Genomic DNA, 12,311 nt, shown 5'->3' with positions numbered 1-12,311 from the left:
ATTTATCCTCCTTAACAATCCGATTCCCCGACCAAAAGAAAACAGGGCCCCATGTACGGGACCCCGCCTCTTTCAAACGAGCGTGGCGCTTATTTCTGGCCTTCCAGCCATTTTGTCGCTTCTTCTTGGGCTTTCTTCATGGCCTCTGCGGCAGAAGCTTCGCCTAGCAAGATGCGCTCCACATTCTCGGACAGAATGTAGCGCGGCTGACCGGAACGGTACGGATAACGCGGCGCCCACAGCTGGCTCATCTGCTTGAGAATAATATCCATCTGCGGCGTTGCCTTCACACTGTCCCAATCCGCCGCTGCTTTAATAACAGGCATACTCTGCGAGCGCTGCTCCTTCCACATATACTCTTGGAAGAACTCGCTTCCGCTGAACTTGAGCCATTCCCAAGCAAGCTCCTTGTTTTTGCTTGTCGTGCCAATCGCAAACGGGCTTCCCGCGAACATGCCGCCCATGGCCTGCTTAGGATGCTTGAAGAGGAGCGCCGCTTGATAACGGTCCTGCGTTCCGAACGTTTCCAGGCTGTTAATGAACCCCGGCGCAGAGCGCAGGTGGATCGCGACGTTGTTGTTATCCTTATAGAAGTTTTCCGAGCCTTGGTTCACAAGCACGCCTTCCGGTGCGTATTTCTTGGCTTCCTTCAGCCACTCCGCCGCCTTGGTCATCGTTTCCGAATCGAACTCCAGCTTCATGTCCTTCCACAAAAACCCGGTTCCCCATTGGCCGCCCATCGCTTCGTTAATGTTCATAACCGTGTCTGCGGCATCATTTCCGTTGAACGTCAAGCCGTAGTTTTGCGCGCCGGTTTTCGGGTTTTTACCCGTCATCTTCGCAGCTTTCTGCATGATTTCATCAATAGTCGGCGATTCGGATAAGTGCTCGACGCCCCATTCATCGAAGAGCTGCTTGTCATACACGATTAAACGCGCATCGCCGATGAACGGCAAGCTGTAAATCTCCGGTTTTTGATCCTTCGGGCCCATCGCTCTCCAGCCGTCCACTTGGCCGTTCAAATAAATCCCCAGATCGAACTTGTCCTTTTCGATATAGGGCTGAAGCGGCTCCAGCAAGCCTTGCTCCGCAAATGTAGCAATTCCCGGCACCTGATAAACGTCCGCCGCGCCGGATTGGAGCATCGTCTGGGTTTTCTCGTTGTAATTGTCCCAACCCATCAGCACGAACTCTACCTTCGCATTCGGATAGCGCTTCTCGAACTCTTCCTTCAGCACCTTCACGCCTTTGGCTGTTTTGCCCGTCACCGCGTCGGTTTTATTCTCAAACGCGAAATCGCCGATCAGCTGTACCTTCAGCGTCCCCGACAGTGACTTCGATGAAGCCAGTTCCGTCGATGCCGCCTTGCTCTCGGCAGACTTCTCGCCTGTGCTTGAACCGGTCTCGGGTTTACTAGCCTCACCGGTAGAGCTTGTCCCACCGCTGCTGCATGCGCTGAGCACCATCGTAAATAACAAGATCAAGATCATAGCGATAGACTTGGAATTTGCTTTAAACATGGATATCCCTCCATAACAATAATTAGTAACCTTCCTAAGTACCTGCCGATCCGAATTTCGGACTACTCCTGCGAAGCCTGTTTTCTCTCTACGCAATGCCCCATTGTCCACTCCCGATCCGCTCACTCTCCCTTCAAGCCGCTCAAAGCGACACTGCGAATAATATATTTTTGGAAAAACAGAAACACCAGAAGAATGGGTAAAATGCTCATCGTCGCCAGCGCCATCGTGACCCCGGCGAGCCGGCCTCCGTTTTCCGCGGAGAAGCTCGACAAAAATAATGGCACGGTCTTCAAATGCTGATCGTTGATGACGACAAGCGGCCAAAGGAACGAATTCCAGCTGTCTTGGAAGGCCAATATAGCGAGCGTTGCCGTAATCGGACCGGTCAGCGGAACGAAGATATAGAAAAACGTTTTAAATTCGCCGGCGCCGTCCATCTTTGCAGATTCCCTCAGCCCTTCGGGGAGCTGATCGAAATACTGCTTTGCAAGTACGAGACCAAGCGCGTTAATGACCGATGGTAAAATAAGCGGGTACTTCGTATTAATAAGACCCAGATCATTGAACATCGTAAACATCGGAATGAGCTTTGCCTCAAAAGGAATCATCATCGTGGCCAGCACGACGAAAAATAAGAGGCGTTTTCCTTTAAAGCTGCCTCTGGAAAAGGCATATCCCCCAAGCAGCGCTGAGCCGACGCTCAATAGGACGCTGAAAAATGCAATGACGATCGAGTTCCAATAGGCTAGGAGCAGGGCGTTATTTTCGAACACGAGCCGATAGTTAAACCATGCGAAGTTTTCGGGAATAAGCCGCGGCGGAAAAGGCATTGCCACATTGGCCGTTCGCTCCAGACTGACGCTGATCATCCAGATGAACGGGTAAATCATCGTACAACCGATCACTGCCAGCAGGACGATGATCACGCCATCCATCGCTTTTCGTCTATTTTGCAAGCTAAGCATATGCGATCCCCCATCCCACCTAGATTTTCATGCGCAATAGCTTCGTATTGAAATACGTGAAGAGTAAAATAAACACGAATAAAATGTACGCTCCGGCCGAGGCGATCCCATACTCGTTGCCGCCAAAGCCGCGCTCGAAGATAAAACCAACCACCGTATGCAGTGAGCGAGCCGGGCTGCCCTGCAATCCGCCCAGCATGTAGGCGTCAGCGAAACGCTGCAGTCCACCGATCCAGCCGAGGACGAAGAGAATCGTCAGGCTGCCGACCATGTTCGGCAACGTGATCAGCCACCACTGTTGCAGAGGCGTGGCTCCGTCAATCGACGATGCTTCATAATATTCAATCGGGATTGCCTGCAAATTCGCGAGATTAATGATGATGACGAAACCGAGCCAATGCCACACGGATAAGATGACCGCGCCCCATTTTGCCGAGACGGGTTGAGACAGCCACACGACCTTCTCGAAGCCCAGCAGCTCCACAACATAATTGAGCGGACCGTCCGGGTGTAAGATGGCGAGAAAAACAGTTGCCGCCGCGACCATGGAGGTTGCATTCGGAATGTAAAACAGTACCTTAAAAAAATTAGAGGATCGGCGCAGGCTGTTGATCAAACAGGCGATGAGGAAGCCGATCGGAATCGCGATCAGAAGCTGAAAGATCGTAATGTAGATCGTGTTGTATACCGCATACCAGAAGGTCTCCGACGTAAGCACGTCTGTGTAGTTTTGAACCCCGACGAACCGTTCCTCGACCCCTCGCGTAAAGCTAAGGCGCAGCGACTCGATCAAAGGGTACAGGGTAAAGACCAGAATACCGAGAAGCGTCGGGAGCAGGAACACATACCATACGGCATGTGACTCCCGCCTCGCGGCCACCCTCCATTTTCCAAACACTACGGTCTGCGGTCTTCTTGCTTTCACCAGCGACATGTATTTCGGACAGCACCCGGGCTGTCCTCCCTCCAATCCATTAGGTTTGACGCGTGTGGTATCGATACCACATTTGCCAAAGCAAAATCAACTTGATCCATTTTCCATGCCATTGTACCTTTCGATTGTGAAACGAGCGTTAACGCTTGTTAGCTTATCGTTAAATCAAGATAGAGAATTTGTTAATTTGCACTTATATTGCCTTCTCCTGCTGTAAGCTCAATCCGACGCCACTTCCCGGATTTCCACCGAGCCAGCATAAATATACCTCGAATCCACTCGTCGGCCACGAACGCGATCCATACCCCGTAAATGCCCCATTCGAGGCCGATCGCCAGCGCGTACGTTAGTGGAATGCTGATCCCCCACATGATCACAAGACCGACGATGACGGGATAGCGAACTTCCCCGGTTGCATTTAGTGCGTTAATCATGACGACATTACACGCTCTGCCCGCTTCCTGAAGTACGCTGATGAAAATCAGCGCCTGCCCGATGCGAAGGACCTCCGGATCTGTCGTGAATAAGCCAAGCAGCGGTTTCGCGATAACACTTAAGGCCCCGCCGCAGGCGGTAGCTGCCGCAATCATCAGCACCGTGTACCGCATGCCCATCCGTTCGGCGTGATCATGCTCCCTCGCTCCGATGCAGTGCCCAATGAGAATAGCCGTGGCTTGCCCGATCGCCGCCGAGAGGAGGAATACGTACCCCGTAATGGTCTGGGTGTACACCTTGGCCGTTAAGGCGGTCGTTCCGAGCAGCGCGATCATCATCGTAACGACGACCTGAGAGGCAGTGTACGATAGATGCTCCCCTGCCGAGGGGATGCCGAGCCTGAAAATTTGCTTCAGATCCTTCCCATATTGGCGGAGCATTCCCGATAGAGAGAGGGACGCGCGCAGGCCTCGAACCAGCAAGACCGCAGCAACAACCGCCCCGAGCAGGCGGCTCGCATGGGTCGCCCACGCTACGCCGGTTATGCCGAGCGTTGGAAATCCCCATGGACCGTACAGCACGACATAGTTGCCGATCGTGTTTGCCGTTACCATGATTACGGATAAAAGCAGCATCCGCTTGACCATTCCGTTCATCCGTAGAACCATTTCGGACGTCTGCACGAAGGCCGTCGCGTACGCCCCGATCCCGATGATCGACAAGTACGTTCTCCCCTCGTCCATCAGCTCCGGCGGCAGCTGGAACATCCTCAGCACCGGTTCTGCGAAAGCAAATAGGGCAAGACCAAGCACCATACCGAACACAACGTTCGTTCCGAGGGCAACCGAAGCGATGCGCGTCGCATCCTGCCCTCTTCCCGCTCCTGAAAGCTGAGCGATCAAAATGGCCGAACCGACGATGATAAAGCCGAACAGCATATGAACGGCGGCCATAAGCTGCGAGACGACTCCTACTGCCGCGACGGCTTGATCGGAGTACCCGCTCAGCATCAACGTATCGATCGAAGCGATCAAGGTCTGTACGAACTGGCTCAGCAGAATGGGCCACGCTAAGCGGAACAGCGTGAGCCGTTTCGCGTCCCCGTCCTGCTGAAGGCTGCTCGGCGCAGATCGATGATGATTATCGGACATGAACAACCTCAGACGCCCCATCTTTCGGCATCCCCGTAAAGAAAGACGGATCAACTACGGACAGTCCGTCGACCCCCATCTCGACATAGCTGCGGAATAATGCTTCATTCGCGGGCAGCGTGTAGATCCAAACGAGCAAGCCATGCCGCTTGGCATGCTCGACTAAAGTCGAACGGCACGAGTTGTAATGAGCGTTCAAACCGGCGAAACCCGCCTGCTTCGCCTGCTCGCAATAGCGCCGCACATCCGCTTCATAGGCCTCATCGGGCATGTCCTCTGGGATGTGCGGTACATTCCAGACGACATGCTTGGCCCGTGGGCCCTGGGCGAGATGGTCCGTGACGCCCGTAAAGTATACTTGGCTCCAAGCCCCCAATGCATCCACGACCGCCGCTGCAGCTTCATAAGCCTCTACCGTTTTCAAATCGAGATTAAAAGCTACCGGCTTCCCGAGAAACAACCGCAGTACGGTTTCCAGCTTTTCGACCGGATCATGTCCGGCAGCCCTCCACTCCTCGCAGGTAAAAAGCGAGGAATTCGGCTCGTCGTCATGGAAGAGCACGGCTACGCCGTCTTTGGACGATCGAACGTCCACTTCGAGTACATCGGCACCAGCTTCGAAGCCGGCTTCACAAGACTCTACCGAGTTATAAGGGGTACCCTCACAGCCTGTATGTGCAATCACCTGATAATGCTTCATCATCCATTTCTCCTTCTGCAAATGATCACTACTATCTACTTACAAAATAGATTGGGTTCGTAAACGCAATTGTGGTGAATCCGCCATAGAGCACGCCCATGGCCTTCACTCGCAGCCATCGGAGTCCCTCCGTCTGTAGGTGGTGCTCCGCAGCCGATTGCTGGTCCGTCCAAGGCAAGACAGCCAGCTCTCCCACATTGGATTCGATGATGAGCTTCGTGACCTGCACCTCATCCCCGAACCGGCCGGGTTCGGCAGACGGCTCCACGTGAATGCGGAGCGACATTGAAGTCTCCCCGTCCTTGCCTTCCCTGCTTTCCCCGACGTCCGCCGCATCAATGTCGTCACCTATGCCGTAGCTCGCCGCGCCGACGCTGGCCTCCACATGCAGCAGCGGTCCCATGCTTACGATACAGCGTCCGCTCTGAATCGCCTTCACGACCGATTCCGCGGAAAAGCGGTCCTTTTCGTCCGCCAAGCCGACATACGTAAAAGCGGACCATCCCTCGACATGGTCGGAGTGATGCCAATCGCGTCCGGCCGTCGCCGCGATCCGGTACCCTTCGTTCAACAGCGCCGTCCACTGCTGAAGCGCCGGGACATTATGATTTTTATAGGGCGGCATCATTTCATGCCAAACCTCAATGTAATCGATATCGTTCCAGTCTTTGATTTCGTACTCCCAATGACAACCCGTACAGATCGGACTGCCCAAGCTGTACGGATGGGCGATGCCAACAATGCCCCCGGCCTCATGCACTCGCCCGATCCCCTTATGGATGTCTCTCGGTCCGAGATCCCTCCATTCACAGTAAGGCGCTCCAAGCGTCAACATGTGTCCGTAGAACGTTGTCCATTCCATGCCCGGGATAACCGCCACACCGGTTTCCTCCAGAGCAGCTTTCGCTTCCGCCAATCCGGACACCGTATTGTGGTCGGTAAGCGCGATGCCTCCGAGGCCGAGCTTCTTCGCCTCCCTGCACATCTCCAGCAGCGAATGCCTTCCATCGCTGTGGGGTGTATGCGTATGCAGCTCAAACGGTACCCAATTCATGCGCATCCCCTCCCTTCCTCACCGTTAAGTGATAAGTGCAAGTCGGAGTCACGACACAATGCACGCTGATCGTAATTTTCCAGATGCCGCTCGGCAGCGGCCCAGCGATAAAACCAGGAGATGCCTCTCCCTCGCCAAGGATATGGTGCTGCTCCGGAGGATGGCGATGAGCGGAGCCGCGAAAGCCTGAAGGATCGTCGATCGACAGGGTCAGCAAATTTTGCAGCGGGGCGAAGCGCTCCCACTGTTTCTTCTGCAGCTCCGCTACTGACGGTTCGACGTACTTCTCGATCGCTTCCACAATGAGCGGGCGCGCGGCTTCTCGATCTTCAAGCACCTTAGGACTGTACTTGAAGTCGATCACAAGAGAAGCGGAAGGCTCGTCGATATGAAACTGGTACGTAATATGCGTCTTGGAGCTAAGCGGAGTTAACGTTCCCTCCACGGTCAACAGCTCGTCCATAGGTTCGATCCACCTTTAGTATGATTATGTATGGTATCGTTACCAGAAGTGATGCTTCGTCTATCGTAGATCACTTTTGTAAAATCTATTGACGATTTTTTTTGAAAATCTGTAAATTTGGCAACAGCAGCCTTCTCCACTACACGTAAACGTCTGATTCCATAAAAAAACAGGCTTTTCGAATTCGAATAAGCCTGTCCTTGTATCTTTTTTACGCGTCTATACTATGATCGAACTACCTTCTTGCTCGGCTGCTCTCGCGTTCGACGAGTCGATGCCCCAGTACGATATCCCCATCAAACGTGAACTCCGGATTTACAATCAGCTGATGCAAATATTCAATCGACTTCCGGCCAAGCTCCTCCACCGGCTGCTCCATCGATGTAATTGACGGACGGACGACCTCCGTAATCGCGCTCCCGTCAAAACCGATAATCGAAATCTCCTCGGGAACCCGCACCCCTCGATCCAGAGCGCAGTTAAGCGCCCCAACGGCCATATCGTCGCTAGCCGCGAAGACCACCGTCGGCCATTCGTCCAGCTGCAAAATCTCATCCATCAGCCTGCGTCCCGATGGAAGCTTATAATCGCCAAACTTGACGAAACGCTCATCCGGCACGATCCGATGCTGCTTCATTGCCTCGAGATACCCGCGATAACGGTTCAGACCGGAAGTAATGTCCTGCAGATCTCCGCCGAAAAAGGCGATCTTCGTATGTCCCGATCGGATCAGATGCTCCGTCGCGTCGAATGCAGCTTGGTAATCGTCGACCATGACCGATAGATGTGCAGATGACGGAGCTTTAATGCTGGAGAATAAGATCGGCATCGCCGCGTTCTCGAAAAACGCCAGGATACGCTCATCAAACTTCTGGTGCATGACAATGATCCCATCAACCCGCATTGTTTGGAAAATATGCAGGTACTTCAGCTCTTTCTCCATATTTTCCGCGATATTGCCAACCAGCAGATTATACCCCTTGGCGCTTGCAGTTTCTTCGATGCTGCTTAAGATGGTTGAGCAAAAATGATTCGTCAAATCCGGTACGATGATGCCAATAATGTTGGTCTTCTGCGCCTTCAAGCTGCGTGCGATGTGGCTCGGTGAGTAGTTTAATTCTTCAATCGCCCGATTGACCTTCTCGAGCAGTTCTTTGCTGATGTATTTCTCGCCGTTCAACACCCTGGAGACGCTGGTGACCGATACTCCGGCTCTTTGTGCGACGTCTTTAATGCTGGCTCCCACCTTGACACCCCTTACCTTGTAACGTGCCTGCTATTCTACGATATGGTAAGGCCCGTCCTGCCGTCAACTCTTTTTCCAGAAGCCAAATCGAGCTTTTTTTCGATAAGGATCAAATCTCTTTGCGCATCGGAATGAACATTTTCAATGAAATAACCGGCACCCGAATAGTAAGCTTCTTTTATTAAATCATGGTTAATTGCCCCGAAACTATGATATTATATTTGTCGAAATAGATAAAAATTTGTCATTTAATTATTCTATTCTGGGGGGAAAAGAACGACTGGAATACACTTTGAAGTTGAAGTCTACCATTTCACAGCCTAGTACAAGACATGCGCAATACAGGTTGAATCATTGTACAGGTTCGTGTTCAACAAAGCTCAAAACAAAAGCCAATGATGGTCACAGCAAGATCTATTTCACAACAAATGAGGAGCCCTACGTAAAGTGAATGAAAAAATAAAACGCACTGTTTCCATGTTAACTGCATTTTTGCTTATCTTGAGTATTGTGATGTCATCGTTTTCCGCATTTCCGGGTAAAGCAAACGCCTTTTCCGGTGGAAAGGGCACCGAAGCGGAGCCATTTATCATCACAACTGCGGATCAACTAAAAAGTATCGCGAATAACCTGAGCGGCTACTTTAAGCTCGGACGCAATATTGACTTAAAATACGTAACCTGGGTACCACTAGGCAATAGTAACTACCCATTTAAAGGCGGCTTTGATGGTAACGGTTATACGATCACAGGATTAACCATCAGCCGGGCTCAATACAACCATGTCGGATTGTTTGGTTATGTTACAGACGGTTACATACGTAATGTCAATTTGACAGATGTAAACGTAGCAGGCAAGGATGACACCGGCAGCTTGGTAGGGTATACGATGAAAAGCGTGATCCAAAATGTCCACGCGAGCGGCGTCGTGAAGGGTGAAGACCAGGTTGGCGGTCTGGTCGGGTTTCTGGAGAGAAACGCTACGATAACAGGCAGTTCCGCTAACGTCAACGTCGAAGGGCTGTTACATATTGGCGGATTGATCGGACGCTATGGCAGCTTCACTTCGATGGATGCCAATTACGCCACTGGCAACGTGTTAGGCGAAAGCAATGTCGGCGGGCTGATCGGGTGGCTCGAGGGTAATGGAGGCGTTCATGACAGTTATGCCACCGGTGTTGTAACAGGCGGAATCGATGTCGGCGGGCTGATCGGTTATAACGGTGCAGGTCCGATTGAGTACACATACGCATCCGGGGACGTTCATGGACGCGGGGCGGGTATTGGCGGATTGATCGGGCAAAATGACATTGGTACGGTATCGAAAAGTTATGCCACTGGCAATGTCTCCGTGAAAGACGGCAGCTATGTGATCGCCGGAGGATTTATTGGTCGGCAAAGTACAGGAAGAATAGATAATAGTTACGCCACAGGCAGTGTCATGTATGAAGGTCCTGCAACAAGCACTTTTCTGGCTGGTTTTGTCCCAAGCAGCTCGGGACCCATTGTCAATGCATATTCAGCAGGCAAGGTCGTAGGGCCGGGAGACAGCGTTGGAGGTTTCTCCAGCTTTGCTGGCGACATGACAAGCACGTACTACGATACAGAGGTTTCTGAAAAGAGTGACACGGGTAAAGGCACACCCAAGACAACGATTGAAATGCAAACCATGAGTACCTTCATCAATTGGGATTTCGATACGATCTGGTCTATTAAAGAAGGGCAGGAATACCCGAAACTCCGCCCATACATTCGAAAATATAGTGTCACCTATGACGGAAACAATCGCACGATAGGACAACCGCCTACGGATAGCAATCCCTATCCGGAAGGCAGCTCCGTTACCGTATTAGGCAATACGGGAGAGCTTAAGCGCAACAATTATGCATTTGCAGGGTGGAACACGAAGGCGGATGGGACGGGTACTACCTATCAAGAAGGGGACACCTTTACAATCGGGGCCGGCCATTTTAAACTCTATGCAAAATGGGAGGAACTGACGCACATATCCCCGGCGCTGATTACTACGCAACCGGCAGACTACATCGTTGGTCTCAATGATTCTGTGACAATGAGTGTCTACGCGACCGGCAGCGGTACGCTGAGCTATGAATGGTACCAAGCGTCGGACTTGAATCGAACTGCAGGAGATATTCTTCTTCAAGGACAGACTAGCAATTCCATTGTCGTGGATACTTCCGAATTAGGCGAAAAATATTATTTTGTTCTCATTACACATTATGATCCGACAAAAACAGGGATGAATACAACGACAAGTCCTTCGAGAGTCGCTAAAGTCACGGTAGTAAGTAAGGCTGCGACAACCACTACAGTAGCGAGCAGTGTTAACCCTTCAATCGAGGGTCAACAGGTGACCTTTACCGCTACGGTAACGAATACCTTACCTGGAACGCCAACAGGTACAGTAACGTTTAAGGCTGGAAACACCACACTAGGTACTGCTTCATTAACTGTTGGTGAAGCTACGTATTCTACAAATAGTTTAAGCTTAGGCACACACCAGATTACCGCTGTTTATAACGGCGACGGGACCTTTAGCCCAAGCACATCCACAACTGTAAGCCAAACGGTAAATGATATATCATCAGCGCCGAAAAAACCTACAGCAACGACTGTGCTTAGTAACCAGAATCCATCTACAGCAGGTCAAAACGTTATGTTTACCGCAATCGTTTCCGGAACAGACGGTACGCCAACCGGTAGCGTGACCTTTAAAAATGGCAATACTATCTTGGGTACCGTTGATTTAACCGTAGGGACGGCAACATATCAAACTAACCAATTACCTATTGGATTACAATTGATCACCGTCGATTACAGCGGTGACAGTCAATTCAATGTCAGCTCGTCGGCGAAGCTCGAGCAAATGGTGACGGAAGCATCCGCTACTCAGCCAACTCCACCTAGCAGCCCCGGTCGAGATTCGGATGAAGATGAGGAGCCTCCTGCGCCATCAGCGCCGTCTGTACCTTACGTACCGGCCACACCAGCCACACCGGCTGCGCCGGAACAACCGACTACGCCATCAACTCCGGCTGTACCTGAGAGAATGGAAGAATATCAGGACCCTAACGATATTTTTAGAAGCCGGGTTGTTAACGCGGACAGCAATGTAATCTCAGGTGTACAGAACAGAACGACAGAAATTCTCCGGAACGGAATGGTTAAGCCTCCGATCCAATATGATGACGTTGATCAGCATTGGTCGCTTCCTTCCGTTGAAAAACTAACCAAGCTCGGCGTTCTAAACGGTTATCCTGAAGGTGGATTTGAACCGGATGAACAGATCACACGCGCTGAATTTGCGGCAATGATTGACCGCGGTTTTGTTGATATGGCATCAAGAAACGTCACGCTTAACGAAGAAGAGCTTGCAGCGTTCCATGACATCAATGATCATTGGGCAACCAATAATCTTAAAAAGCTTGTCGCGGTTGGCGTACTGACGGGATATGAGGACGGTACGATTCGACCCGAAAAAACGATTACCCGCCAAGAAATGGCGATCATGATCACTCGAGTATTGAACGCGTACATTCTGAACAAAGATACATCCAACGTCCAATTTACCGACTTGGATCAAGCCTTCGGTGCAGACGCAATTAAAAAAGCAACTGTTCTTGGCATTTTTACTGGAAAGACAACACAAGCCTTTGATCCGAATGGAGGAGCAACACGAGCCGAATCCATCCAAACGATCATCAACACGTATAGTCTAAGCCCAACGATTAAAGAAGCGTTGCAAAGTTTGAACTAATATAGCACCAATTCTTCGCAAAAAAAATCGTAAGCCCTTCCGTTTCCTTCCTAGCAGGGAAGC

Annotated in this window: 9 protein-coding genes; 1 reads left to right on the top strand and 8 read right to left on the bottom strand. The window is 51.4% G+C overall.

Annotation, left to right across the window (positions count from 1 at the left end; genetic code table 11):
* Positions 1–89: 89 nt before the first annotated feature.
* From GQS10_RS16230 to GQS10_RS16195, 8 genes are all read right to left on the bottom strand, one after another.
* Positions 90–1,520 (bottom strand): extracellular solute-binding protein, encoded by a 1,431-nt coding sequence (locus GQS10_RS16230; RefSeq protein ID WP_166244054.1) that lies wholly within the window; start codon positions 1,518–1,520, stop codon positions 90–92.
* Positions 1,521–1,642: 122 nt separating this feature from the next.
* On the bottom strand, positions 1,643–2,488 hold the full coding sequence (locus GQS10_RS16225) for a carbohydrate ABC transporter permease (RefSeq protein WP_166244052.1): 846 nt from the start codon (positions 2,486–2,488) through the stop codon (positions 1,643–1,645).
* 19 nt (positions 2,489–2,507) lie between these two features.
* Positions 2,508–3,422, bottom strand: a complete 915-nt coding sequence (locus GQS10_RS16220; RefSeq protein WP_166244050.1) for a carbohydrate ABC transporter permease — start codon at positions 3,420–3,422, stop codon at positions 2,508–2,510.
* Positions 3,423–3,604: 182 nt separating this feature from the next.
* On the bottom strand, positions 3,605–5,008 hold the full coding sequence (locus GQS10_RS16215) for an MATE family efflux transporter (RefSeq protein WP_166244048.1): 1,404 nt from the start codon (positions 5,006–5,008) through the stop codon (positions 3,605–3,607).
* On the bottom strand, positions 4,998–5,708 hold the full coding sequence (locus GQS10_RS16210) for a glycerophosphodiester phosphodiesterase (RefSeq protein WP_166244047.1): 711 nt from the start codon (positions 5,706–5,708) through the stop codon (positions 4,998–5,000). Before GQS10_RS16210 ends, GQS10_RS16215 begins: the two co-directional genes overlap by 11 nt.
* A 31-nt stretch (positions 5,709–5,739) precedes the next feature.
* Positions 5,740–6,762: a CehA/McbA family metallohydrolase gene (locus tag GQS10_RS16205; protein WP_166244045.1), complete on the bottom strand. Its 1,023-nt coding sequence runs from the start codon at positions 6,760–6,762 to the stop codon at positions 5,740–5,742.
* The gene (locus GQS10_RS16200) at positions 6,743–7,225 is read right to left on the bottom strand and encodes a hypothetical protein (RefSeq protein WP_166244043.1); all 483 of its coding nucleotides are present in this window, start codon (positions 7,223–7,225) and stop codon (positions 6,743–6,745) included. The genes GQS10_RS16205 and GQS10_RS16200 overlap by 20 nt, the downstream gene beginning before the upstream one ends.
* A 235-nt stretch (positions 7,226–7,460) precedes the next feature.
* Complete coding sequence (locus tag GQS10_RS16195; protein WP_166244041.1) at positions 7,461–8,471, bottom strand: substrate-binding domain-containing protein; 1,011 nt, start codon at positions 8,469–8,471, stop codon at positions 7,461–7,463.
* Positions 8,472–8,918: 447 nt separating this feature from the next.
* On the opposite strand from GQS10_RS16195, the gene GQS10_RS16190 reads away from it, so the two are divergent.
* Positions 8,919–12,248 carry an Ig-like domain repeat protein gene (locus GQS10_RS16190; RefSeq protein ID WP_166244039.1) on the top strand — a complete coding sequence of 1,110 codons (3,330 nt, stop codon included), beginning with the start codon at positions 8,919–8,921 and terminating at the stop codon, positions 12,246–12,248.
* The last annotated feature ends 63 nt before the right edge of the window (positions 12,249–12,311 follow it).

The organism is Paenibacillus turpanensis, from assembly GCF_011421635.1.
GTDB classification, from domain to species: domain Bacteria; phylum Bacillota; class Bacilli; order Paenibacillales; family YIM-B00363; genus Paenibacillus_AK; species Paenibacillus_AK turpanensis.
Note: the sequence above shows the minus strand (reverse complement) of the source record. Positions and strands in the feature narration are given on the sequence as shown.